This is a genomic window from Candidatus Nomurabacteria bacterium (genome assembly GCA_023898645.1).
In the GTDB taxonomy this organism is placed as follows: Bacteria; Patescibacteriota; Saccharimonadia; order Saccharimonadales; family Saccharimonadaceae; genus UBA2112.
The window spans coordinates 1,010,458-1,036,169 of record CP060232.1 but is presented as its reverse complement, the minus strand read 5'-3'; the positions used below and the strand labels follow the sequence as shown (position 1 = coordinate 1,036,169).

Genomic DNA, 25,712 nt, shown 5'->3' with positions numbered 1-25,712 from the left:
GGCTAGCTGCCGACATCCACATAACCAGTATAGAGCGGATAGATTGTCTAAACAAGAGGTTATACTGGGTGTATGGTAAAAGGGAGTGACAAGAAAGCTGAACTTGAGAAATTGAAGCAAGCTATTCTCATTGGAAATATCTGTCCGGAGCTGGCCGCTCAGGCAACACAGTTAGTGATGGGCGACGGGAGTGTTGATGCGGACATTGTATTTATAGGCGAGGCACCGGGCAAAAAGGAGGACGAACGAGGGTTGCCGTTTGTTGGTGCGGCAGGAAAATTTCTCGATAGCATGTTGGCCGAGGCGGGAATGAAACGAGGAGATGTCTATATAACGAATATTGTTAAATACCGCCCACCAAACAATCGCGACCCACTACCAAAAGAAAAAGCTGCTTTTTTGCCATATTTACTCCAGCAAATCCAGATTATAGAGCCGAAAATTGTTATCACGCTCGGTCGGCATAGTGTGGAGTATTTTCTACCAGGTATGAAAATAAGTCAGGTCCACGGGAAATCTATGAGAATCCTATTAGGAGAAGAAAAAATGGTTGTAATACCTCTGTATCACCCGGCGGCGGCACTATATAACGGTAGTATGCGACAAACACTAATAGATGATTTTTTGACAGTTCCTGATATTCTAGCCAAGCTTAACTAATATGTGATAGTGTGGATGTAGTATGACGGAATCGTTTTTTGACTGGGGAATACTTATGCAGCATGTAAGCCACATATTATTTGCGGTCGTAGCTTTGTTGATTATACGATTTACGATAAATCATTTTATTGGACGAATTGTGGAGAGAATTGTACTGGGGCATCGGTACAAGACAAAGCGTGAGGAAAAGCTGCGCGAGCGTACGCTAACGGATATGTTTAAAACAGGAACCGCAGTTGTAACATGGGTGGTGATTGCAGTTGTTGTCTTGCAAGAGTTTGGAGTTAATTTAGCCGCACTTGCTACGGGTGCTGGTTTGATAGGTGTCGTCATTGGTTTTGGCGCGCAGAGTATGTTCAAGGATTTTTTGGGTGGCACGTTTATTATCACTGAAAATCAGTACAGAATAGGGGATGTTGTAACAGTTGGTGGGCATAGTGGCATCGTTGAGCAGATAACTATTCGCATGACAAAGCTACGTGATCTTGATGGTAGTGTGTATTTCATACCGAACGGTGAAATCACGAGTGTACGTAATATGACTATGGAGTATTCGGGGGTCGTCATAGAGGTGGGTGTGAGTTACGATACCGAGGTAAGCGAAGCGGAAGAGATTATCAATGAGGTCGGTAAGGAGCTTGCCGAGGATCCTGAGTGGAAATCTAGGATTATTGAACCTATTACATTTTTACGTTTGGACAGTTTTGGCGATTCGAGCGTTAATTTGAAGGCAGTAGGTAAGACAGTACCGCTCGAACAATGGAATATTGCAGGCGAGTATCGCAAACGCCTCAAGAAAGCATTCGAAAAGAAAGGTATTGAGATACCGTTTCCGCAACGAGTTATTCACGAGCGCAAATCCTCCAAGTAATGTAAAACATTTGCATTTTTGCATGTTTCGTGCTACTATGGAATTACTGTTAAAGAGGGATTGCCGATATCTACCGAACCTCCCTCACCTCAATTAAATTAGAAATGATATTTTTATTAAACAATAGGAGCAAACATAATTATGGGTCAACGAAGACTCTCTAACGCCACGCCTGATGACCAAAATAAACGACCTCAACAGCAACGGCAAAAATCAAACAATACAGTATTGAACAACACAAGTACTCGCAAGGGTGAAGTGTTTCGAGCGCAGCGACGAACATCAGAAAACGTCAATTTGCGCGCGAGTCAGCACGTTATTAACGTACCGGTAAACAAGTCGGTTTTTAATGGTTACGGTGGTCGGCAATTTAGTCTGGCCGATGCTAAAAAGCAGCCAAAGACAAAAGGACCAGTACTGAAGATTATGCCAATCGGCGGTCTTGGTGAAATGGGAATCGGTAAAAATATGATGGCTATCGAATATGAAGACGACATCATCGTTATTGATTGTGGTTTTCTGTTTCCAGGAGCTGACTATCCGGGCATTAACTACATCACCCCTGATATTACTTATCTTGAAGCAAATAAGCATAAAATTCGTGCGCAAATATTTACGCACGGTCACTTAGACCACATTGGTGCTTTTCGTCACATAGCTCACAAGATTCCAGCCCCTGTGTACGCCAGTAGGTTTACGCTAGGTATGGTTCAGCGAACAATGGAAGAGGCTACAAGTGGTTTTACGCCTGATTATCATGAAATGGATCCTGAATCACATGAGCGTGTTCAGATTGGTGATAATTTCAGCATAGAGCTCGTACGCGTGAATCACTCTATTCCTGACGCGACCGCCGTAGTTATACGTACACCACTTGGTGTGTTAATCGATACAGGCGACTGGCGTTTCGAGGATGAACCTGTAGACGGTCGTAAATTTGACCTCGAACGACTTACTGAGATTGCATCCAAAGAAGGTATTTTAATGCTGATGAATGAAAGTACGAACTGTGAGTCTGAAGGTACTCATCATCATGGCGAGTTTGATATTCAGGTTTCAATGGGGCAGGTTATGGAAAAATATCCAAATAGCCGTCTTATCCTTAGTTGTTTTAGTTCGCAGATTCATCGTATGCAAATTATCTTGGAAGAAGCAAAGAAGCACGATAGAAAAGTCGCTTTTGCCGGCTATAGTATGATTCAGAACCTCGAAGTAGCCTTGCGAGCTGGGGCTATCAAGGTTCCAAAAGACGTTGTCGTTAAGATGGAAGATATCGTAAAGTTTCCAGACGGCAAAGTAACGATTGTCTGTACTGGTAGCCAGGGTGAGTTCAATGCCGTACTAAACCGAATGGCTAGCGGTTCTCACAAATATATCAAGATTAAGAACAGTGATGTCGTTGTCTTTTCATCCAACCCGATTCCGGGCAACGAAAAATATGTCGTACGAACTGTTGATGGCCTGATGCGTGAAGGTAGCGACGTTATTCAAAACGGTAAAACGCATTTGACGGGTGTTGGTCCGCTTCACCTTTCTGGGCACGGCTACTATGATGATCACGTTAAACTGATAAACGCTCTTAACCCAAAGTATTACTTGCCAATTCACGGTGAATTTCACATGTTGGTGCATAATGCCGAACTTGCGGAGAAAGAAGCGGCAATCCCACGCGATAATATTTTCGTATGTGACTCTGGTGACGTCGTCGAAATTACACCTAACGGTGCAAAAAAAAGTGGTCGTATCCCAGTTGGCGGCATCATGTATGACGACAGCGGTGCGATTGTCAGTGAGGTTGTACTTAAGGACCGTATTCACATGGCAACAGAAGGCATGTTTGTGGTTGTCTTAACCGTCCAGCGTGGTTCGGGTCGTTTGATGACCAGCCCAGACATCATTAGTCGAGGTTTCATTTACCTACGCGACAGCGAGGAATTAATGGGAACCATTCGTCAGTATCTGAAGCAAAAAGTTGCTCGCAGCTTCGGCGGTAAGAAAATTGATCTGGATGTGATAAAGAAAGAACTCAAAGACGAGATTACACACATTCTGTATGATCAGACACGCCGAACGCCGATTGTTATACCTGTTATCAATGAAGTTGGCGGTGGTCAAAACCGTTCTGATGCTGGTCGTAATCCTGCACAGGGTTCCGCAAAGCCGAACAGACCTGCAAAGGCGGCATCGTTCCCGCAAAAGAAATTCCCCCCAAAACAATATCCAGACACTGAAGCAATTGATCCGTCGCTTCGTTCTAAGTCTGAAACAAAAGCATATTAGCCATTGTTCGACTCAAAAGACCTTGTCATAGGCGAGGTCTTTTTTTGTGGCTGCGTGACTTCCTGCACACGACTTGCAAATTGTAGTAAATTTTGCTATAATAACTACACTGTTAATCAGATATAATAAACAAACAGATATGGCTAAAAAACGTAAAATAAAAAAGAAGAAAGCTGCACCAGCAGGACCGACGCATAAGTTGCCGGCAGGATTTTGGCAGCAAGTCGCCGCACTTGGCTTGATAGCTTTTTCAGTGTTGTTGATTGTGGCCTGGTTTGGCGTCGGTGGTCCTGTTCTAGATTGGGTGCAAACACAAGCACTTTTTGTTATTGGCTATGCGATTTATGCCGTACCTCTTTTGTTTATTTATGTGGGGGTAGAGATATTCCGGGCCGAAGAAAACAAATTGCCGCTTGTTATGAAAACTGCGACAGCTTTGCTTATCGTATGGCTAGCTGGACTTTTCGGGCTTCCAGGCGGGAACCCAAGTCATGGCGGTTGGGTTGGTGACAACCTTAACCAAATGGTCGCCACGTTGGTAGACAAGCCAGTTGCTGGGTTTATATACGTATTGTTGGTATTGATCACAATTTTGTTTGTTCTTCGTGTATCTCCGGTCACGTTAATTACGAAGATTTGGGCAATGCTTCAGACTGAAAGGTTTGATGCTGATAACGTAAAAATTATGCGAGAAGCAGCTGACGGGGGCAAAAAGCCTTCTGCCGAGTTTAAGTTAAATGCAGGCGTACCGACGCTTGATAGCGAAGAAGAAAAGTCTGGGCGACTATCGACGCTTCGGGGTAGTATCAAGCAAGATAAGGCTGCTGAAGAACAGTCGGCATTGGTATCTACGCGTGACCCGAACTGGAAACAGCCAAGCCTAGATTTGCTCGAAAGGAAACAGTCACCGGCGGACGCTGGAGATGTGCAACAGAATGCTCAAATTATTAAGGATACTTTGAGTGAATTTAGTATTGATGTGGAAATGGAGGGCGCAAATATTGGCCCGAAAGTAACGCAATATACACTTAAGCCACCAAGTGGCGTCAAGCTAACTCGTATTACTGCGCTAGAAACGAATATCGCACTTAATTTGGCGGCTCAGTCACTTAGGATTGAAGCGCCTATTCCCGGTCAGAAGGCTGTCGGTATTGAGGTGCCTAACCGCAAGGCGGCGGATGTACGCCTTTACGGAATACTGACAGCTAAGCAGTGGGACAGTAGCAGAGAGCCTCTCGGATTTGCAGTTGGGCGAGATATTTCTGGTGATGCAGTCGTAGGTGAGTTGAATCAGATGCCTCACCTTTTGATTGCAGGTCAAACAGGTAGTGGTAAGTCTGTCATGATCAACACATTGCTTACAAGCTTGCTGTACCGTAACAGTCCGAGCGAGATGAAGTTGATTCTTGTCGACCCGAAGCAGGTTGAGATGGCGCCCTATGAAGATATTCCGCACCTTCTTACTCCAGTTATTACCGAACCGGAGAAGACGATTAGCGCTTTGAAATGGGCAATTAATGAGATGGAGCGCCGTTATAAGCTGTTGGCTTCTGAAAAGGTGCGCGACATTCGAAGCTATAATCAGAAAATTCAATCTGGGCGCAGTAAGGTTGAAGTGGCCGACGAAGAGGGTAATGTGCAACAGCACGAAGACGGAGCTATGCCATACATTGTCATCGTGATTGACGAGTTGGCTGATTTGATGATGATTGCAGCCCGTGATGTTGAAGCTCTCATCGTACGCTTGGCTCAAAAGGCTCGTGCGGTCGGTATCCATCTGGTATTGGCTACACAGCGACCATCGGTAGATATTATCACTGGTCTGATCAAGGCTAATATACCGGCTCGTATCGCCTTCACGGTTGCCAGCCAGGTAGATAGTCGTACTATTTTGGATCAGGCTGGGGCCGAGAAGTTGCTTGGCAAGGGTGACATGTTACTCCTGACGCCGGCTATGGCTAAGCCGAAACGTATCCAGGGCGCATGGGTGACTGATGACGAAGTCGGTAAGATTAACGATCATTTGCGTATGCAATCGGCGCCACAATATAACGATGAAATTATCAGCCAACCTGTTCAGCTTAATGGTAGGGGTGGCGTTGTTATGGACTTTAACACTGATACGAGCGGAGATCCTACGTATCAAGAGGCGCTACGTATAGTTGTGGGCAGCGGAAAGGCGAGCGCTAGTCTGTTGCAACGACGTCTTGGCATTGGCTATGCTAAAGCTGCCCGATATATCGACACCATGGAAGAGCAGGGCATCGTTGGGCAGGCAAGCGGTAATTCTAAACCTCGCGATGTTTTGGTAAGTAGTGTTGATGACCTTGGTGGCGGTGACGTCATCGACGAAGATATTTAGTACAAAGACATGAGCTATCTGAGGCAGCGCTATTTGGTTTAATCTTCTTTTGGCTTGAGAAATTTTCCTAGCTGGCTCGTGAGCGTAGACAGTTGAGTTGAGCTGTACGATTCTATGTCTTTCATTGAAACTTCATAGGACTTATCGACGCCAGTTTGCATGTCGGCGTATTTACCTTCGTAGTAGTTGCAGCGGAGCAGGTTCCCCGAAGGAGTTAATCGTAAGTCGTCCTCTGTCCATAGCGAGAAGTATTCAACGATTTGTGTATCTTCATTTTCATTTATAATCTCTGTTTTTGCGGTGTGGATATGCTTTATGACGTCTTCTGGTTTTGTGTAACTTAAAAACGCGCACAAACGCATGGTAGCTAGGTGGAGCTCTTCATAAACTTTCTTGAGTTCACGAGCGTGTTCCATATTTTTTGCAAGTTCGGGTAGTTGATCAGGTATTGTCATGCGCACACTCTACAGCAAATCAGTTTTTTTATCCAGTCACCTCTGGATTTTTAGACTGCTTTAGGGTATAATTACAGGGTTATTAACTCAGCTTACATCAAGTGTAAGCATCCATAAGGATTCCAAGGGAGGAAATCTGTGAAAGAATACGAACTAACAGTTCTGATTCACCCTGACTTAGAGGTGGATCTCGATGCGCCCCTGAAAAAGGTACGTGACATCGTAACCGGTGCTGGCGGCGAAATCGTCAGTGAAGACAACTGGGGTAAGAAAAAGCTTGCCTATCGCATCCGCAAAGAGGATTTTGCTGTATACGTCTACTTTGACGTCAAGCTACCATCTGATGCGCCACTAAAGATTAGCAATACGCTGAACATCACCGATGAAGTTTTGCGTTATCTGCTTGTAAGCGTTAACGAAAAAGGACGCGCTTTGTTGGCTGAAGATAAAAAGCGAGCAAGAGAAGACGACGAGGGTAGTACTAAGGAAGAAAAGGGAGAATAAGGTATGGCACGCAGTATAAATCAAGTAATTCTGATGGGGCGCCTAACGCGTGACCCTGAGACACGAACGACTCCAAGCGGTAAATCTGTTACAAGTTTTAGTATTGCCGTTGACCGACAGACTCAGGATGATCAAGCAGACTTTTTTGATGTAACTGCGTGGGAAAAGCTTGGCGAACTTGTATCGCAGTATCTAAGCAAAGGCCGTCGTGTACTCGTACAGGGTCGTTTGCGTCAGGATAGCTGGGATGACAAGGAAACCGGCAAAAAACGCAGCAGGGTTGATGTCGTCGCTACTGACGTTACATTTTTGGATGGCCCGAGCGGCGAGGGTAGCGGCAATGGTGGTTCTGCAGCACCCAGTGATACTAAGAAAAAAGCAGAAGATGTCGTGATTGAAGACATCGATGATAAACCAATTGATCTCAGCGAGATCCCATTCTAGGAGAATTTTGATGGCACTAAAACGATACAAGAAAGACGCTCCAGCGTACTTTGATTACAAAGATTCAAAGACACTTTTGCGTTATATCAACATTTACGGTCAGATTGAGCCGAGCGCAAAGTCGGGCTTGACTGCAAAACAACAGCGTCAGCTTGCTGTAGCTATTAAGCGTGCACGTCATTTGGCACTGCTTCCATTTGTAAGCAATAACTAGGAGACAGACATGTATCAACCGACTGATCTCAAAAAAGGGACAGTTTGCCAAATCGATGGCAAGCCGTATCGTGTTGTTGAGTATGCTCAAAAGGTCATGGGGCGTGGCGGTAGTATAGTCAACGTCAAGCTTAAGAACTTGATTGACGGTAGCGTCATACCGAAGACTTTTAAGGGTCAGGATAAGATTGAGCGAGCAGAAGTGGCAAGCAAAACCGTACAATTTTTGTATTCGGACGGTTCTGATTTCCATTTTATGGACCCAGTTAGTTTTGAACAGTTCCAACTGAACGCAGATGTCGTAGACGCAGCTGCTTCATATTTGAAAGAAGGTGACGAGCTAAGTCTGCAGTTCTTTGACAATCGTGTAATCAACGTGGAGTTACCAAAAAACTTGTTTTTGGAAGTAACATACACGGAAGACGTCGTTAAAGGTGACACCACTAGTAGCGTATTGAAAGATGCAACAGTAGAAACGGGCTTGGTGGTGAAGGTGCCGGCGTTTATAAAGGTGGGTGACGTGATTTCTGTCGATACAACTACTGGCGACTATCGCGAACGGAAAAAATAATATGACGAAAACCAGGCTCGACCAATTATTGGTTAAAAAGGGCCTGGTTTCTTCGCGTTCACAGGCCGAGAGTTGGATTGGGCTTGGCAAGGTGACAGTTGATGGTCGCGTAGCGACGAAGTCTGGCTGGTTTGTGCGTGATGAGGCTGATGTTCGCCTGATTGCCGAGGAGAAGTATGTTAGTCGTGCGGGTTTAAAGCTGGCTAGCGTTGCTCAGTTACTTGGCGTTGATTTTAAGAGCAAGACGGTGCTTGACGTTGGCAGTAGTACAGGGGGGTTTACAGATTATGCGTTACAACACGGTGCAGAAAAGGTCGTTGCTGTGGACGTTGGTACTGATCAATTACATCCGAGTTTACGTAGTGACGAGCGTATAGAGCTTCATGAAAAAACTGATATTCGTGATTTTACTACCGATCATCAGATCGATATTGTAGTCATTGATGTCAGTTTTATATCGCTGCGTGACATATTGCCATCGGTTGCTCGTATTGCACCAAAAGCACAGATTGTTGCCATGGTTAAGCCCCAGTTTGAAGCAGGTAAGGACCAGGTTAACAAAGGTGTTATCAAAAATGATTCTGTAAGACGACAGATTTTGCGTGATTTCGAGACATGGACAAAATCTTCGTTTGTTATTTATGATAAGCGTGATAGCGAAGTTGCTGGGAGTAAGGGTAATCGTGAACGCTTCTATTTGTTAAATATTTCATAGTTTCCTTGTGGCTATTAAAACTACAATGGAATGTAGCTTCCAAAGCGGAGGCTCGTGAGTGACGGAAGGTCCGTCGTCGCCTTAACAATAAGGAAGGGGCTCTGCCGTGAGCAGAATGCCTATGCGCTGCCGTAAAGCTGCAGCGCTTATCGGGGCGGCAAGTATCTTAGCGATGCCTGTTGCTTGGGCGGGGCCGGCTCAGGTCGATTCGCCACCACCGAATGATCCCGTTATAACAACTTCGGTGCCTGTACCGCAAATTCCCGCGGCACCACAGCAGCCAGAAGCGCCCGTGGCCCAGCTACCGCAACAGGCTCCGCCTATTGCTCCGCCACCTCAGGCGCAACCAGCAGCTCCAGCTGTGCCCCCTGCGGCTCCATCGCCAGTACAGGCACCTCCGGAACTACCAGTACCGCCGCCGGTTCAAGTAAAGCCACAAGCCCCGGTACAAGTACCTCAGGCTCCTGTGCAAGTATCGCAGCCGCCAGTTACAACTACAGTAGTTCCACCATCGTCAGCACAGGTTCCACCGAAGACGCAAGCGCCTAAAGTGACGCCGCCCAAATCGGTTCCTCCGACGGCATCGGTAACGAGTCTACCTGATTCGCCACCTCCGTCATCCGTGCCGCAACCTTCGGTGCCGAAAGCTAGTCCGCAGAATCCGTCTAGTCAAGTGCCGACAGTAAAATCGCCGACAGCTCCTGGTGGAATGGGTGTACAGGAACAACCGAAACCTACGGAAGTTCCTACGCCCAGCGATACGAAGGATGTGCAAGGAAGTGCTGTCCCCGCTGAAAGTTCTCCGCCAAAAATTGCCGGGTCTGTACCTTCGATAGGTCAGCCCGCGCAAGAGACGCCGTCGATTGTCGTGCCGCACGGTACGAGCTTACCGTCGGCACCCGGTGATGCAGTAGATCTTCCAGATTTGCCGAAGCAACCTACGGGCGGAGGTAGTCATAGCGGCCCGCCGCAACAGTTACCGCCACCGCCACCTGCCAATCCATTCCCGGATTGGGGACACAAACCGGCGGTAGAGGCACAACCGACACCAGTGCCGGTGAGCAATGGGTACCCAGGTGGGCCGCCTAATGGTCAGCCTGGTGGCTCGTGTGGTCCGAATGGTCCGTGTGGTCCTGGTGGCCCGTGTGGTGGTAACGGCCCATGTAATCAGAATGGTCCACCACCACCGATTCTAGGGAATCACGATGTCTATAATCCGTGGCAACACGGTAATCGACGTCGGCCACCCCCGAATCCGAATGTATTTGTTGGCCCCGGTCAAAATAACCAAGTGGTGATCGTTAATAATGTCACTCAGGTGAACAATACCGTGATCAACAATGCGCCTGCCAATATTTATCTGACAAACTTCGTAACACACGATGTTCTCAGTTTCCCAGCTAATTACGGCACTCCCTATAACCTCCCTTCAGGGTGGTGTGGAGGTGTCGGTGGAAGTTGGGGTTGGTCGGCAAACGTTGGTGTACCTGGTTTCGGTGCTAGCTTTGCTGGTGGCGGAGCCTTTAACGTTGGCGGCAACTGCGGATATGTTCCGCCGCCACCTATCGTGCAGCCGTTGTATATCTATTCCAGTGGGTATGCACCATGGTACACGAATGATTATTTCGTGCCCCAGGGTTGCGGGTGTGTGTATGCCAATAACACGTATCTATATGGTGATTATCAGCAGCAGGTAATCGAAGGCCAGCCACAACAGGTGTTTGTGCCGACGAGTTACACGCCAGATATCGTGTTCCAACAGCCGACTCAAGGATTGCCACCCTTCATTACGGGTGATAATCCAGTGACAAATACTGCATCCCAGAGTTGGTTTGTTCGACAACCAGTTATCCTCTGGTTCGGTATTGGCATTGTGGTTATCGGTTTGCTTGGGTTGGCGTATGTCAACCGGCAGCGGCTACTGAGCGTGTTCCGGTAGTATGAGAAGCCGCGCCATCGTAAACGCGGTTCTCGTGTGCGCGGTGGTTGGTGGAGGCTTGATAGTAGCTGAGACGGTTCAGGGAACCGGCTCGGCGCCCCCTTCGCCGGCGGCGTCGGCAGCGCATAAGCTGCCGCCGTCGTCGGCGTCCCCACCACCACCTCCGCCGGTCGATATACCTCCTGGTATACCGAGTACACTGGCCGTACAAACGCCTACGGGTATGCTTATTGAGCCGACTCCGGTTGATCAAACCTTATTAAAGGTGAGATCGGACGGGGCTGTCGTACCTGGTCAGGAGCCGGGGTTATACGTTGCGGACAAAATCTCAACGTTACCCGGTACACATCAAGGAACGGTTGTCATAGGTGGTCATGCGAAAGCTGATCATGATATGGTTTTCAATCCACTGACGAAGATTGGTCGGGATGATTTCGGCAAGTCGCAAGTGATTCTGCAAATGCCGCAAGGGAAGTTGACGTATGTCATTGAGGCGACATACCTCGTGAATAAGGTCGATTTGCCACAGCAGCATGCGCTGGCAGACAACCGACCCGGTCGGTTGGAGTTGATTACTTGTGACGTAGAAGGTAGTAACGACACCTTTCAGAATCTGATTGTCGTGGCGTGTGATGCATCCCATCAGGGGTGTGCAAGCGTCTGACGATAGGCCGCTCTACTCACCGGTTCAAATAGCGGGTAAGTACATTACACCCCGGGTCATATGACCCGGGGTGTTTCAATTAGTGAAATTATCTATACGTTAAATCTAAACTCTACAACATCGCCAGGTTGCATGATGTAGGTTTTGCCTTCCGTTCGGACTTTGCCGGCAGCTTTAGCCGCTTGCTCGGAGCCTGCAGCTACGAGATCGTCGTAGTCTACAATTTGAGCAGCAATAAAGCCGCGTTCGAAATCGGTATGAATTACTCCTGCCGCCTGTGGAGCGGTATCGCCACGTCGAATTGTCCAGGCGTGGATTTCTTTGGGGCCAGCAGTCAGGTAACTTTGTAAGCCGAGCGTTTCGTACGCACTGTGTATTAATTGCTGTAAGCCGGTTTCTTCCACTCCGTAGCTTACCAATAATTCAGCGGCTTCTACGGCCGTTAGGTCTTTAATTTCTTCCTCTAGCTTTGCGCATGTAAATACGCTTTTTGCAGGTGCGACAAGATTGGATAATTCTGCCTTTTTGCTGTCATTTGTCAGGGTGTTTTCGTCTACATTGAAGGCGTAAATAACAGGTTTAGCAGTAAGTAAATTAAGTCCGGTTAATTTTTCTTCATCGAGTGAGGGCAGGGCAGACAAGGGTGTGCCTTCTTGAAGGTGGCGTTTCAAACTTTCCAAATACGAAGCAACTTCGCGCTTAGCTGGATTTGCTTTGCTTTCCTTGAGTACCTTTGGTAGGTGTTTTTCAATGGTTTGAAGATCGGCCAGGATTAATTCAGTATTTATGATTTCTATGTCGGCCTTTGGGTCGACACGATCGGCTACATGGATTACGTCGCCTTCAAAAGCGCGCACGACATGTACAATAGCGCTACATTCTCGGATGTTTGCTAGAAATGCGTTGCCTAGTCCCTCTCCGGCGGATGCACCAGCGACTAATCCTGCTATGTCGACAAATGTCACGGTGGCGGGGATGATTTTTTGTGCTGAGTATGTCTTTTGGAGCACCACTAGGCGATCATCTGGAACAGGTACGATTCCGGTGTTTGGTTCGATAGTTGCAAATGGATAATTCGCAGCCAAGATATCACCCCCGGTCAGGGCGTTGAAGAGTGTTGATTTGCCGACATTTGGAAGGCCGACGATGCCGATACTTAGGCTCAAAACCAACCTCTGCTTTCGTGAAAATGGGTAGTTGACCCCATATAATTGCCTCTTCTTGCGTTGCTTTTACTTTGGTAACTAATCGTCTAATTATAGCTTTCTTATCTGTAAAATCCAAGCTTTCTAATAATACTTGAACTCCATCAACCATTTGCTCCACTGTTAGCATTGGTTGCTGCGCCATTTGCTCCTTCGCATCGTTCATTTTAGCCTGTAGAGCTGCCCGCTTTGAGTACAGTTCGTCCATCTGTTCCTTGTAGAGCCGTTCTGACAAGTAGTTCATGCCAAAGGCCTTTACGTATCGTTTCTCTTCCTCATCTAGCCGTGTGAGCTGTTCTAGAGTCTCCTGAGCTTGTTGTGTGGCTGCTGAAGATGTTGAATCTGCCAACCAGCGTTCGGCTTGTCGTCTGACTAACTTTGGGTTGCTAACGAGTTCTTTAATTTGACTCCAGACCATCGTATCCAGTACAACGACATTAACGCCTCCAGCAAAGCATTCGCGAGGTAGGGGAAATCGTGAAAGTCTATCAGTACAACGATAGTATAGGTGACCCTTTGCGGTTGGGTCGCCGGTTCGGGGTTTGCCACATGAACAACTAATTAGTCCAGTAAGAAGGTATTCATTTTTCTTATTGTTCCTGTGGCTGAATTTTAGGTTGGCAACCATCTGTTGCTGGACCCGCTCGAACAGCTCCTTACTAATGATAGGGTCTACCTTGACCTCGAGCCATTCTTCCTTTGGCCGTACTTTGCGGCTGCTCTTTTTTATCCGACGGTATCGTTTATTAGGGTCTTTCGGACTCTTTGTTTCGACAGCTTCGCTCTTATTGTAAAAATGCTTGCCTATATAGGTGGTGTTCGTGAGCATTCGGGCAATTGGTCCCTTGGTCCACGTTGTGCGTTTTTGTTTCTTGGGCGGTATCCCTAGTGCATGTAGGCGCCGGATGACTTCACGTAAAGATACGCCGTCGGCAACCCATTTAAATACTTGCCTGACAACTTCAGCCTCTTGCTCATTAATACTGAAGTAACCGTCGCGTTCGTCGGGACCTCCTTTTATACGGTGGTGATAGTCATAGCCGTAGCATGCGTTGTATCCAAGCAGCTTACCGTTCTCTCTTACTTTTCGCATTTTGCCGAGACGCATTCGCTCTGTAATTTTTATACGCTCGTACTCATGAAAGACGCCCATAACACTACCCATCAGTATCTCTTCAGGCGTCGTTCCGTTGATGTCGTGCAGGCTTATACATTCGATACCTGATTCCTGTAGCTCGTCTAATACAACTTCTTGGTAAACGAATTTGCGCGCAATACGCCCCCTGTCATAGTAGTAGAGAAGGTCAAAAGCGCCTTCCTTGGCGTCTGACCGTAGCCGGTCAAGGTCTGGTCGCTCTAAGAGTGTACCGGTCCATCCGTTGTCGCTATAGATGCATTCGGGCAGCAGTAGGGCCCCATCGTTCTTAATGCGCTCCTTGAGCTCCATGAGCTGATTCTCAATGGTCTCTTCATCTTCCTGGTTGGCGGTGCTAACGCGTACATATACGGCGGCTCTTTTCATCGACTGCTGCCCCTAGTTGTGCGCTGTTCAATAAATTTGTCCAAGTCGTTTCGAGCTATACGATAACCTCGCCCTAGCCGCATAGCAGGCAAGTCGCCACGCTTGATGTAGTTCAAAACACTTTGCCAGTGGACCTGGAGCAGGTTGGCGACTTGTTCGACTGTGAGGTATTCGGTATCCATAACTATCCTTTATAAGTAATTATAAGTAAATATAACTTTAATGTCCATCGTTTTCGGTTGACATTCTTTGCTTCAAGACTAGCTCAAAGAGGTAGTTGAACGCTGTATCAATCCTATCTTGGTCGGGTGTTTCCACTTGTTCGTATTTGACCTCAATAGGCAATATCATCGTGATACTCGTCATAAATAGCAATACAGGTGTCCAGTAATGAATCAGGTTCTGCACAGTTGACCTCTACCCACAGGCAACTGGTAAGCATCTCTATTACTAGAATCTTTATATAGATACGTATAACCGTTATAGAGGTATCTCTATATATAGATATGGGCGTAGTGAACATGGTGATACGATGTGGCGTCATGGGTGATATTCCTTGCGTGGTTCAGGTGTCTTCTCATCCCAGCCTGGAGGGAACTCGAAACCCTTAGACAGAACATCCTCCATCTCGTCGTCGGCTGGCAATATGTCACGCGAAGAGTTTTGCGTGATTTGTTGTCGGTCTTCCGACAAATATGTCGCGATGGCATCGACACACGATTGCTCGATATTCAGCCAGAAGGCCTTGGTTTTATCAAATTCGCATGCCGTTACCCAGACACCCTTTACCAGGTTTGACGGTGGCTGTACCCACCATCCATTTTGATTACGTTCGGATTTTAACGCACGAAACCCATCGATATAGAGGCCCAAATCTAGTATTGATACTTTGAGTCTGTAGCCCTTTCCGTCTCTTAGCTCTGAGCGCACTACCGTTTCTATTGAATACATTACACTTCTCCTGCATATGGAAAGCCCCCTGACAGAACGGTTATTGGTCAGAGGGCTATCGATACCGTTCTGTAGCTATTACACATGGAACTGTTGCTAAAAACAGCTAACATTTTGTCTCGGATTAAGTGATTCTAGGGTGTTGGTCGGTACCTGTTGTAATGGGCTTCCAGTGACTTTTGATGCGTGTATTGTGATGCCGATCCTTCGTATCCCGGAAGTGTACCGTTTTGATACATTTTGAATATTTCGCCCCAATGTTTTCCCTGCCTGCGTTGGGTAAAAATAGAGTATATTAACGCGGGCTGTTCTGGTGCTCGGCGTCGCATGAAGTCCAAGGGGTGTTGTTTAGAGCGGAACCAGTCAAACTGTTCGTATGCGTTAAGAAAATCCTGCTGCATCGCTGATTTATCGAACACCACCACCCATTTATCGGGTGAATCTGGCGACTGCTGTACAGTGAAGTAGTCGGATGGCGGTACCCACTGTCCGCGACTACCCCGCGCGACATAATTATGTATATCAAGTACGTTTATGGCGTACGCGCTACCTATTGTTGTCGCGTCCTCGTCGCTAAGATTTTTTTTACCATTCACTCTTCGTACCTTTGAATAGACGTCATTTATAAAACCCTCATCGTTTAATACGAAAAATCTATGCCAGTCGCCCCTTGTGCGAAGTTGCGACGGTATTATCGGGCCAAAGTCATTAACAGCAACCATTCTGAATCAATGCTACCATTTCATATTGCTTATGCGGTAATATCTATCAGGCTGGTATAATTATGAACAAGTGGCAAGTCCACTGGCCTAGAGCCACGCAAATGCGCAGGTATGGCTAAACAATCAACGGAAAGAAACAGCTCGTCGTGAGTACATCTTTCCGTTATCGCTGCTGGAAACAGTAGTGGGTGACCGAAAGGCCACCGCTCATGGCGGGCTTTTTGGTTTGCCATGTATCAAACGGAAAGGGTCGCATATGGAACAATTTATTGGGCAAGTATGGATGTGGTATTGTATAGGGTTCGGGGCGCTCATGATAGTTTTTCTAACGGCTGGCATAATAGTGCAAGTAATTGACGAGGGTAATTTTTTTCGAAAGTTTGAGAATCTGTTTTACGGAATCACAAACCATTGGCAGGAATTTTTGCTTGGTGCTGTAGCAATATTATTGTTTGTATCATCCGTAATACCCGCCCCGTACGCGTATTTTATTGTTCTGCGGTGGGTTGTATGCGCAGCGTCATTGGGTGCGATATGGCTGTACTTAAGTCGGCGTAGATATGTAAGAGCGGCGATGTTTCCCTTAATAGCTCTACTATTCAATCCGATTGCTCTTTTTGTATTTCCAAAGGAGGCATGGATGATTATTGATATTGTGGCTGGCTTTGTGTTTCTTGTTGTTGCGACCTATGACGAATAAATAAGGTGTTAATATAGAACGTATGTTTTGGATAGTCATCGTTATAGTAGCCGTTATCGCTTGGGTCGTGTACGCGAACAGTCCGGGGAGGCGTCTGTCGATATTACAGGAGTCGCTTGATAGGTATGGCGAGGATAGGTATAGAAGGGTCCAGGAACTCTTGCAAAAAGATATTAATAAGCCATACGACGATCTGTTTGACGAAAAGTTACATAGTGAGATATTGAATTCAAAACGGGTGCAATATGAATTGAACGTGATTTGTCGGCGACATGTAAAAACCGTACTGTCTTCTGACCAGCATTCGATAGAGGCTAAGCAAGCTGCTGTTACTGCCTGGCATGAATGCATAGGGTCTTTATGGAGCGTTATTAATGCGATTGAGGTTGGCTACCTGGATTCAGATGGTATTGAGAATAGTAGCATGGAGGCACGTGAGACTTATAACGCATTCGTCGGCGTAATGGCCGCCTTCGACTTTGATATCGAGGCGGAAGCTAAGGCTATAGAGAAGGACGTGCAAAAAAGATTCCCGATGCACAAAAGGACTGTGAAGAAGCGAAGAGCCGCAAAAAAACACGGTTCATAGAGTGTGTTCCTTGGTGCGGCAACTAAGATTGCGATAAATCAATTGATATTGAAACGGCTGTTGGTTCGGTAGCGGTGCGCTGCTGCAACATACTATACGCCTTCATAGATAGCTCCATGGCCTTTAGTCGGATAATTGTTGGTTCATTTTCGTTATGTATGACCGTTGTTAGCTCCTGCATAATTTCTTGAGGTTTAATGACGGCCATCTGTCCGATATTTTCCGATAACCACTCAGGTCGGAGGTGTGTCATGTTGCGGGCAGTTTGGAAACTATAGCCCGCCAACAGGGCGCTTTGGTACGAGTTACCAAAGCTGGCGCTGTCAGGGCTGGCATATGCCTGTATATATGCGCTTTGTTTAGGTGTTAGTGAACTATGCTGTTTTATGTCTTTCATTGCGAATCAATTATAACTCTGATGATTATGGGAGTGTAATTTTTTGTAATTATCGATATTCATCGAACCGTTCACTTGCAATTCTATAAAACAATAAGGCGTCACTGCTTTTTTTATCAAATCTCCGGTCACCCAGAATGCGTAGCGCCATGTCCTCGACGTCTCGCGCTCTATAGTTATTAGTCAGTAGAGGTTCGTTTTCGGATATTTGCAATTTCGGTATAAAAAATGCAACTAATGCGGGCCTAGACGACTTGTCTTCTACGTCCTTTTTGAACTCAGTCTTATAGTTTGACCTCAAGGCATCTACTATATTCGAATCCAACGTAATTAGTTTCGCGACATTATCTATGTTTCTAAGTTCACCCAGCTGTGTATACATGCCGCTGTCATTAGTCCTGTCTGCAATGTATGAGTATTGCTTTCCGAGTGGTGAAAAATAGTCTTGACCGCTTTCAAAATAATGAGCAGGCATCGGATGCTCTTCTTTGGAGAAGCCTGCCTGATAGTGATTTTGTAGCATGAAGGCTTTTTGCAAGTGAGACAGATAAGGTGAGTTGGAAAATTCAAAGGCATGGTTGATTACACCTTTGTCTGGTGCGCCATCGATTTTCGCTATCGCTTCTCGAATAACAATGTTATGCACTAGGCTGTACCAGCAAAGCTCCGGGATACTGATACCGTCTATGCTTCCGTATTTTCCTTCAAATTTACTAAGAAAAATCTTCTTCAGTCCGCCGTAATCGGCACGTAAGCTTATTTCGTAGTCCGACAATTTTCTAAGGAAGGTTGGAGCAGTATCTCCAGGTACGTGCAGTTCATTTTGAAAAGCGTTTGTCAAAATATCCTTATACACGGGTAACAAAACGACTGTACGCGGGAGCAACCGTAACTTTTCAACAAGTCTCATTGTTTCGATGATTTCGCTTGTGCGAAGCCTATCAACATCGTCAAGTAGTATGATGATAGCGGGACATTTTTTTATACCTGAGAATTTCCCACTGACTACTTCGTACACATCATCACTTCTAGCACCTGGAACAAGGTCTTTTCCAACCCTGATAGGTCCGATACTTGCTTCGAGTTTAAGCGGCACTGCATCCTGGGTCACTTCAAATATAAATTGCGCTATATCTTCTCGAATATCCACAACCCCTTCTTGCCACAATCGATATGCAAAATTGTTCAGGAATGCCGAAATCGCTTCGGATGTGTTACCGAAAGGCAATAGCGACCTCTCTATAAAAAATATCTCTGGTATTTCCTTGCGCAGTTCGTTAATTATCGCCCATGCGGATACCGTCTTGCCGACACCATAAGGTCCGCTAACGATACTCACGTAGCCCCTTTGCAGCAGTTTGGCTTTCTGCGAACCATTTATCAGGTCAGATAATGATTTCTGAGCGTGTTTGAGGTCTTCAATGTAAATTGCTTCGCCAAGATTGTCATAAGATAGTGTGCTCAGAGATTTCTTACTCTGCTCAGGAAAATGAAAAAGGTTGTGCATTCAACCACACCTAAAAGCAGAAATGGAAAGAAGCACCGTTACAGCCAGGGCGACTACAAGCGCAGGATAGGGAGCGAACGCGGCACTCTTTGATGAGAGAAGTTTCGTGGCCCTGTGTATCAGGGTGACGGTAATCAATAGAAACAAAATTGTAAGGTAATATCTCGGTTGTAAAATAGAGCCTATGAAACCAAGTAGGCCGGCAGTCGTACAGAGCTGAGATGATTGTGGTAGTGCATCCAATAGTTTAGGCACACTGCTCAAAGCCGCTATCATTCCGGCAACGACTAACAAAATAGCCCAAATAAGTTGCGGGGTGGTCCAACGAGCCTTCATTTCTATACTTCCCGTCTCCCACCCTAATGCTGTAAATTCTAACATCAACTGCTTACCCAAGCAACCTGCCCACGCGGCCTACACGTACTGATTGACGCATTACCGAGCAATCTTATTCTGTATATATTACGTATTCAGCCAAATGTATTGGAATTGACGACTGCAACGCAGTAAGCCTGCTAGTGTCGTATAACAAGATCTGGTGAAACCACAGGTTCCGACGCTTCGCTATATATTGTTATTGAACATGGAACCAACGCACCCTACTCGAACGGGGGGTGGGTCGAATTCACTTTAAGTAAGTTGTTGTAGGAATTCCTTTGAGTAGCCACGCCCGCCTTGGTCCGGCACTGGCAACTTCACTGACAGCTTGAAGGGGAGAAGAGTAGCGGCGATAGGTTGGTTTGTGTCCTTGCTGTGCCTATTGATAAACTCATAACCAATCTATTCTAACAGAGGTGGTGAAGTTTTTCCAATATAATGCGAGGCTGATAGAAACATACCCACATCTATGTAGATGTGGATGGCACTCATCGGTATATTGCCACTAAGAGACGAGTAATTATTTGTTTGCTTGTCCAAACATTCACCGTCGTTTATACTTGACCCAGCATAAGCGTTAATGGATGGTAGATGTCAAAAAAGAATAACAAGTGGTGGATTAAGTTATCCTTTCGGACGAAAGTGTTTATTGTCGTAGGAGCGCTTTTTATCGTAGGCATAACGTTGGTATTATTTAGGTTAAATCAATCACAGACCACTGATGAGACTGCAGCTCCTACGGCGGCACAATTGGCTGCACGAGATGACAAAGTTGCGCAGATTAAGCGCGAAGGTGTGATACATAATAAAGCTCTGGCGGCTATAAAGGATGGCGACATTGCAAAGGCTAATGATATTTATGCGTCTGAAATAGCGTCCGAGCCAGATACGGTTCGCAAAATACAGCTATATATTAGCCAGTCACAGCTTCTATACGATACGGGTAATGCGAACAAGGCAATTAAGGTTGCTTTGCAGGCTGAAAGCGTGTCAACTGATAAATATCTCGCAGCTGACTGGCTCGCGCGTATGTATGCAGATCAAAAACAATACGCCAATGCTGCACGATACTATACCTTGGCTGGTAAATGGGCGGCAAGTCCAACGAACGAAGCACTTCTTAGCAAGGCGTATTACGATTCACAGGCCACTCATGCCGCTGCAATGGAGAAGAAGTAATGACAATATGGATGAATAGGATATTGCCATGGGTCATTATGTTTGGCATAGGGATTACTGCTCTCGTGGCTGCAATCGTGACTCCCTATAGTTATGCTCAGTCGACTCCACTTTGTCACGTTGCTATGGTACTTGATCGCTCGGGTTCAGTTGGTCCAACTAATGAGCGAACCTTGCAAGCACAGATTAAATTGTTGTTTCAACCCCCGGGAAATAACAATAACAATACTAATACCGGGTTGTACGACCCGAACATATTTTTGGCATTTTGGTCGTTTGCGTATGGCGTTGCGGATTCTAATTACGACGCACCTTATAGCGACTTCGTAAGTTCATATGGCAATCTTGACCCGGGCTACTATAACTTTATGGCGAATTTAAATTCCATAGTTTCCTATGGTGGTACCGACTATGAGCAAGGTTTTGGTTATGATCATGGAAATCTCAATCCTGCCATTGCAGGCATCATGAAAAAGACAGACATTATTGTTTTTATGACTGACGGCCTGCCGAACCAGCCATCTGGCGTTGGTAACGCGGTCAGGTTGGCTCAAAATGCTGTAAGGAAATTAAAAGCAGGTGGTCCGGATATCGGAAACCCTAAATTGATACTAGGAGGTATTATCGGTAATGCGGATCAGGGTGCACTTAACAGTGTGATTAATGGTAGCTCTAATAATTCGACGCACACCTTTCACATTGATTCTAACTATTCCAACCTAGCTGAGCAGCTCCGTAGTTATATTGGTAATGCGTGTGATGAAATTAAACCCCCTGTGACGCCGCCGCCGACACCAGCGCCTAAAGTGTACAATTTGATACCGTCAGTGACTCCCGCTAGTCAAGCTGTTTTCCCGGGAAGTGGCGCGAGCGTTCAGCCATTAGTCTTTAGTGTAAACAACACATCTATCGACACTACTAGTCAATCAACTGAATGGTCAATTACTCAAGTTGTCGTGAGCCCTGGGCAAGATGTTTCTAGACTTAGCGGGGGAACTTGTGCGCAGCTGACCAGGCAAGTATTAACTCAATCATGCAATGACAATCTCGATTCTAATAATAGGACATTCAATCCAGGATATAACGTTATTAACACCGCAGCATCTAGGCCTGCACTTGATCCTTCTTGGGGTCCTGGCACAAAAATATGTTATTTTCTAAAAATCCACCAACCAACTCAAAATGATTCGCCAACAGATCGTTATAGTCAGTCGGCATGTATATTTGTGGCGGAGCATGCGTTCGTACAGATTCAAGGTGGCGACCTTAGGGTCGGGAGAGGTTTCGCCGGTGGGCCTGGAAGTGCCTCTGCAAAGGTATATGCAAGTACATCGACAAAGATGGTTGGTGGAAGCAGAAAGACGTATGGCAGCTGGGTTGAGTACGGCATAATCGCTCCCGGACCAGTCGTAGGAGTCGCCTCTCTTTCGGGGTATGCGGGAGGATTTTCTGGGGTGCCATCGGGCACTTGCGATTATAGACTTAATATTCTTACCTTTGCTAACGATACGAGTTCTTGCGGTAACTTCTCGAGTAGTACTGGTGTCGGCACAATCCCAGATGCAGTCCCCGCACTAACAGCCGGTAGTCAGATACCCATTATTGATTCTAGTAGGAAGTTAAATATTTCAGACCTAGGAAATGGACTGCACGTAACGCAATCAAATTCGTTAAAAGTAGAAGCTAAAGATCCTATAGGTAAAGGAAAGATGATTATCGTCTGGGCGCCAAATGCGAATGTGTCGATTACTGGTAACATCAAATATGATAACGGCAAGGGTGTTGACCCCTATAAGGATATTAGCGAGATTCCACAGCTAGTGATTATCGCGAATAACATTTACATCGATAAGTCAGTGAAACAGATTGATGCCTGGCTAATTGCTAGTGGTGCAGGGGGTAACATTTCTACTTGCGGAGATGATGTCAATATTCATTTGTCGACCAAAGTTTGCGACATCAAGCTATTGATTAATGGTCCGGTTATGGCACGTCATTTATATCTGTTGCGTACGTATGGTGCGGATAGTGGTGCGGGTGATCCTGCGGAGATCATTAACTTGCCAGGTACGACTAGTTTGTGGTCGCAGATCAAAGGTGGCGGTGAGAGTGTCGGTAAATTACAAACAACATATTCTACGGATTTACCCCCGTATTACTAGATTAATAAAAATGGGCTTTTATGTGCGAAAGCGCTTGTGTATAATAGAGGCATTATGGCTATGATAAAAGGCGTGGGCGACTTCTTTGGTCTCGATATAGGAACTAATTCAGTTAGGGCCGTGCAACTTACGCCCGCAGGTCCAGATAAATGGTCGTTACGTCACTATGGTTATGCACCGATCGATGTCAAGACTGCGACATCTGACTCTGCAGAGGCAAAGCATCGACTTGGCGAGATTATTATGACAGTGGTGGGGCAGAGTGGTATCAAGACAAAAAACGTTGCAATCGGCTTATCTGCCGGCAAGACGTTTGTTACGGTAATCGACATACCAACTACATCTGAGGCTGAGTTGAAAAGTACTATTAAGTATCAACTTGATCAATACATACCGATGTCATTAGATGATGCAAAGGTTGACTGGTCAGTGTTGGGTCAATCGCTACATGACCCCACAAAACAGGAAGTATTACTTGCAAGCACACCAATTTCTTATGCTGAGGAGCGACTCGAGCTTGTCGAGAGCCTCGGGTTTGATGTTATTGCTGCAGAGCCAGAGCCACTTGCTGCCATCCGTGCCCTTGCTGCACCCGGTATCCATGAGGCTCAGGTGATTGTTGAAGTAGCAGAACAGAACATTAACGTTGGTATTGTCTACGGAGATGCGCCACGGTTAGTCAGATCAATTCCAAGCGGTCTAGAGACGTTAGTCCATGCTGCTGTTCAAAATCTAGGAATCCAAGAGGACCAGGCTCGACAATTTATACTTAAATTCGGCCTAGCTCCTGACAAGTTAGAGGGGCAGGTTGTGCGAGCCCTAGAGGGTACGCTAGAAGGTCTTGTGTCGGAGCTACTAAAATCCATTAAGTTTTTTCAAACAAGGTATCCTGCAGTGGTGGTAAGCAACGTACTATTAGCTGGTTTTGCGGGTGTGATTCCGCAGCTAGATCAGTATATGACAACCAAGATAGGCATTCAATGTTCTGTTGCTAACCCATGGCAGGGTGTGTCTGCACCTTCGAATGATCAGAATTTTGCTGCGATTGCCTCGGAATTTTCTGTGGCCGTAGGACTGGCTAAGAGAAGGAACATCGCATGACAGAAATTAATCTTGTACCAGACGTTAAACAAGAACTCATACGCGCAAAACGGGTAAGAAGTCTTGTCATCACGGGTGCTGTTTTTGTAAGCCTTGTGTTTATAGGTATTGTGGTACTCATGACGGTTTATTTAGTCGGAGTACAAACTGTACGTTCATCTATCGACGACGATCAAATCAAGCAAAAAAGCAAATCACTATCAAGCGTACCTGATCTAGCTCACATGTTGACTATCCAGCACCAACTCACACAGCTAACCAATTATCATAATGAGAAGAATATCTACTCACGGTTCTTTGAGTTGTTGGCAAAAATCAATCCGCAAGCGCCAAACCAAGTCACCTTTTCACTTGCTCGTGTTGATTCTGACAGCGGAACCATTCACCTAGAGGGTCAGGCGGCGAATGGATATGTTGCCGCAGATATCTTAAAAAAGACAATTCTTGGTACGTCATTGAGTTACAAGGATGGCGATACGGCTCAAACTGTTCCGCTTACGGACAATGTCTCGACGTCTGAGTTGAGTTACGGAGAAGATGCAACTGGAAATAAAGTTCTTCGCTTCACTATGTCATTTACTTACGACCCTGCGTTTTTTGCGAGAAGCTCAAGTGATGCAATCATTGTTGGACCTGGTCGTCAAAATGCAACCGATTCCTACTTAGGATTGCCACAAAGCTTGTTTAGCGATCGCGCAGCTGATCAGAAGGGGACTAACTAATGGACAAACAAGCGGCAGGACTGCGTAAACGTCAACAAATTAGCCGTGCGAATAAAACAATGTTTTTAGCAATTGCCGGCGCGTCAACTGTCGTTGGTTTCTCATTTGTCCTTGTTATCTTTTTGGGTCAACGTATATTGTTTGGTGAAAAAGTTATTGCAGAAAAAGATCATACCATTTCAGTGTTGCAGAAAAATATTGATACAGTTCCTGCTCTTAAAGACAACATTAGAGTACTTAACACGAACCAAGATCTCGCATCAGTGCGCCTTAATAGTACTGACGCGCCTCTGCAATCTGTTCTCGATGCGCTTCCATCTAATGCGAATTCAACTGCGATGGCGTCGTCTTTGCAAACAAAATTGTTGGCCGGTGTACCAGGAGTAACGATTGAGAGCTTAAGAGTTGATTCTGCTAGTAGTGATGGAACGTCAAATACTGATGCCGCTGGCTCAAATACCATAAGTTTTTCATTCGCTGTTAGTACTGCTTCAAACAAGCAGACTAGTTTACGAAGTGTATTACAGCGTATAGAGATGTCGATTAGGCCATTTGACGTAACTAATCTATCAATCGAAAGTCAGGGTGGAAGAGTCATTTTAACTGCAAATGGTGTCGGCTACTATGACACGGCTCAAACCGTTCAATTAACTGATAAGGTGGTTAAGCAATGAAAAACACTGAAGTAGCATCTATAGTACTTATAGCCTCTATCAGCGTAGTTGTTGCTTATTTTGTAGCGAGTATGGTGATTGGCCAGCCGAGTGGTGAAAGTGTTAAGGTAAAAACTATAGCGCCAATCAGCGATACTATCGAAACACCTGATAAGACGATTTTTAATAAGGATGCAATTAATCCGACGGTCGAGGTGGAAATTGGTAACGGTCAAACACCGTAGG

Annotated in this window: 28 protein-coding genes; 19 read left to right on the top strand and 9 right to left on the bottom strand. The window is 45.9% G+C overall.

Translation table 11 applies throughout. The features are described 5' to 3' along the window. Positions 1-72 precede the first annotated feature (72 nt). From H6797_05470 to H6797_05455, 4 genes are all read left to right on the top strand, one after another. Complete coding sequence (locus tag H6797_05470) at positions 73-660, top strand: uracil-DNA glycosylase (protein ID USN96484.1); 588 nt, start codon at positions 73-75, stop codon at positions 658-660. A 22-nt stretch (positions 661-682) separates the two neighbouring features. Further along, positions 683-1,531 carry a mechanosensitive ion channel family protein gene (locus H6797_05465; GenBank protein ID USN96483.1) on the top strand — a complete coding sequence of 283 codons (849 nt, stop codon included), beginning with the start codon at positions 683-685 and terminating at the stop codon, positions 1,529-1,531. 141 nt (positions 1,532-1,672) lie between these two features. Next, entirely contained in the window at positions 1,673-3,811 is a 2,139-nt protein-coding gene (locus tag H6797_05460; protein ID USN96482.1) for a ribonuclease J, read from the top strand. A gap of 139 nt (positions 3,812-3,950) precedes the next feature. Next, the gene (locus H6797_05455) at positions 3,951-6,173 is read left to right on the top strand and encodes a DNA translocase FtsK 4TM domain-containing protein (GenBank protein USN96481.1); all 2,223 of its coding nucleotides are present in this window, start codon (positions 3,951-3,953) and stop codon (positions 6,171-6,173) included. 38 nt (positions 6,174-6,211) lie between these two features. On the opposite strand, the gene H6797_05450 is transcribed toward H6797_05455, so the two are convergent. Then, entirely contained in the window at positions 6,212-6,628 is a 417-nt protein-coding gene (locus H6797_05450) for a hypothetical protein (GenBank protein ID USN96480.1), read from the bottom strand. A gap of 138 nt (positions 6,629-6,766) precedes the next feature. On the opposite strand from H6797_05450, the gene rpsF reads away from it, so the two are divergent. From rpsF to H6797_05415, 7 genes are all read left to right on the top strand, one after another. Continuing rightward, a complete protein-coding gene (gene rpsF / locus H6797_05445; GenBank protein ID USN96479.1) occupies positions 6,767-7,132 on the top strand; it encodes a 30S ribosomal protein S6 in 366 nt (121 codons plus the stop codon). Positions 7,133-7,135: 3 nt separating this feature from the next. Further along, complete coding sequence (locus H6797_05440; GenBank protein USN96478.1) at positions 7,136-7,576, top strand: single-stranded DNA-binding protein; 441 nt, start codon at positions 7,136-7,138, stop codon at positions 7,574-7,576. A 10-nt stretch (positions 7,577-7,586) separates the two neighbouring features. Next, positions 7,587-7,790 carry a 30S ribosomal protein S18 gene (locus tag H6797_05435; protein USN96477.1) on the top strand — a complete coding sequence of 68 codons (204 nt, stop codon included), beginning with the start codon at positions 7,587-7,589 and terminating at the stop codon, positions 7,788-7,790. 9 nt (positions 7,791-7,799) lie between these two features. Beyond that, on the top strand, positions 7,800-8,360 hold the full coding sequence (gene efp, locus H6797_05430; GenBank protein ID USN96476.1) for an elongation factor P: 561 nt from the start codon (positions 7,800-7,802) through the stop codon (positions 8,358-8,360). Between the two features lies 1 nt (position 8,361). Further along, positions 8,362-9,075: a TlyA family RNA methyltransferase gene (locus tag H6797_05425; protein ID USN96475.1), complete on the top strand. Its 714-nt coding sequence runs from the start codon at positions 8,362-8,364 to the stop codon at positions 9,073-9,075. Between the two features lie 121 nt (positions 9,076-9,196). After that, positions 9,197-11,014 carry a hypothetical protein gene (locus H6797_05420; GenBank protein USN96474.1) on the top strand — a complete coding sequence of 606 codons (1,818 nt, stop codon included), beginning with the start codon at positions 9,197-9,199 and terminating at the stop codon, positions 11,012-11,014. A gap of 1 nt (position 11,015) precedes the next feature. Next, the gene (locus H6797_05415; protein USN96473.1) at positions 11,016-11,678 is read left to right on the top strand and encodes a hypothetical protein; all 663 of its coding nucleotides are present in this window, start codon (positions 11,016-11,018) and stop codon (positions 11,676-11,678) included. Positions 11,679-11,770: 92 nt separating this feature from the next. Here H6797_05415 and ychF read toward each other — a convergent pair whose 3' ends face one another. From ychF to H6797_05390, 5 genes are all read right to left on the bottom strand, one after another. Continuing rightward, the gene (gene ychF / locus H6797_05410; protein ID USN96472.1) at positions 11,771-12,844 is read right to left on the bottom strand and encodes a redox-regulated ATPase YchF; all 1,074 of its coding nucleotides are present in this window, start codon (positions 12,842-12,844) and stop codon (positions 11,771-11,773) included. Further along, positions 12,768-14,405, bottom strand: a complete 1,638-nt coding sequence (locus H6797_05405) for a recombinase family protein (protein ID USN96471.1) — start codon at positions 14,403-14,405, stop codon at positions 12,768-12,770. Before H6797_05405 ends, ychF begins: the two co-directional genes overlap by 77 nt. Beyond that, positions 14,402-14,587 (bottom strand): helix-turn-helix domain-containing protein, encoded by a 186-nt coding sequence (locus H6797_05400; GenBank protein USN96470.1) that lies wholly within the window; start codon positions 14,585-14,587, stop codon positions 14,402-14,404. Before H6797_05400 ends, H6797_05405 begins: the two co-directional genes overlap by 4 nt. Positions 14,588-14,945: 358 nt before the next feature. Then, positions 14,946-15,356 (bottom strand): hypothetical protein, encoded by a 411-nt coding sequence (locus tag H6797_05395; GenBank protein USN96469.1) that lies wholly within the window; start codon positions 15,354-15,356, stop codon positions 14,946-14,948. Positions 15,357-15,490: 134 nt separating this feature from the next. Continuing rightward, the gene (locus tag H6797_05390) at positions 15,491-16,078 is read right to left on the bottom strand and encodes a hypothetical protein (GenBank protein ID USN96468.1); all 588 of its coding nucleotides are present in this window, start codon (positions 16,076-16,078) and stop codon (positions 15,491-15,493) included. A 256-nt stretch (positions 16,079-16,334) separates the two neighbouring features. Between H6797_05390 and H6797_05385 the strand changes: the two genes are divergently transcribed. Beyond that, a complete protein-coding gene (locus tag H6797_05385) occupies positions 16,335-16,778 on the top strand; it encodes a hypothetical protein (protein USN96467.1) in 444 nt (147 codons plus the stop codon). A 22-nt stretch (positions 16,779-16,800) separates the two neighbouring features. Next, a complete protein-coding gene (locus H6797_05380; protein USN96466.1) occupies positions 16,801-17,367 on the top strand; it encodes a hypothetical protein in 567 nt (188 codons plus the stop codon). Positions 17,368-17,389: 22 nt separating this feature from the next. Here the strand turns inward: H6797_05380 and H6797_05375 are convergent, their stop codons facing one another. The 3 genes from H6797_05375 to H6797_05365 are packed head-to-tail and all read right to left on the bottom strand — an operon-like array spanning position 17,390 to position 19,652. Next, the gene (locus H6797_05375; protein ID USN96465.1) at positions 17,390-17,764 is read right to left on the bottom strand and encodes a hypothetical protein; all 375 of its coding nucleotides are present in this window, start codon (positions 17,762-17,764) and stop codon (positions 17,390-17,392) included. A 49-nt stretch (positions 17,765-17,813) separates the two neighbouring features. Next, positions 17,814-19,271, bottom strand: a complete 1,458-nt coding sequence (locus H6797_05370; protein USN96464.1) for a hypothetical protein — start codon at positions 19,269-19,271, stop codon at positions 17,814-17,816. Continuing rightward, positions 19,272-19,652: a hypothetical protein gene (locus H6797_05365; GenBank protein ID USN96463.1), complete on the bottom strand. Its 381-nt coding sequence runs from the start codon at positions 19,650-19,652 to the stop codon at positions 19,272-19,274. A gap of 588 nt (positions 19,653-20,240) precedes the next feature. Between H6797_05365 and H6797_05360 the strand changes: the two genes are divergently transcribed. From H6797_05360 to H6797_05335, 6 genes are read left to right on the top strand one after another with little or no spacing between them, the layout of a single operon-like run. Further along, entirely contained in the window at positions 20,241-20,828 is a 588-nt protein-coding gene (locus H6797_05360) for a hypothetical protein (protein USN96462.1), read from the top strand. Continuing rightward, the gene (locus H6797_05355; protein USN96461.1) at positions 20,828-22,990 is read left to right on the top strand and encodes a VWA domain-containing protein; all 2,163 of its coding nucleotides are present in this window, start codon (positions 20,828-20,830) and stop codon (positions 22,988-22,990) included. Before H6797_05360 ends, H6797_05355 begins: the two co-directional genes overlap by 1 nt. A gap of 54 nt (positions 22,991-23,044) precedes the next feature. After that, complete coding sequence (gene pilM, locus H6797_05350) at positions 23,045-24,091, top strand: type IV pilus assembly protein PilM (GenBank protein ID USN96460.1); 1,047 nt, start codon at positions 23,045-23,047, stop codon at positions 24,089-24,091. Further along, complete coding sequence (locus tag H6797_05345; protein USN96459.1) at positions 24,088-24,813, top strand: hypothetical protein; 726 nt, start codon at positions 24,088-24,090, stop codon at positions 24,811-24,813. Before pilM ends, H6797_05345 begins: the two co-directional genes overlap by 4 nt. Further along, the gene (locus H6797_05340) at positions 24,813-25,487 is read left to right on the top strand and encodes a hypothetical protein (GenBank protein ID USN96458.1); all 675 of its coding nucleotides are present in this window, start codon (positions 24,813-24,815) and stop codon (positions 25,485-25,487) included. The genes H6797_05345 and H6797_05340 overlap by 1 nt, the downstream gene beginning before the upstream one ends. Then, entirely contained in the window at positions 25,484-25,711 is a 228-nt protein-coding gene (locus H6797_05335) for a hypothetical protein (GenBank protein USN96457.1), read from the top strand. The genes H6797_05340 and H6797_05335 overlap by 4 nt, the downstream gene beginning before the upstream one ends. The last annotated feature ends 1 nt before the right edge of the window (position 25,712 follow it).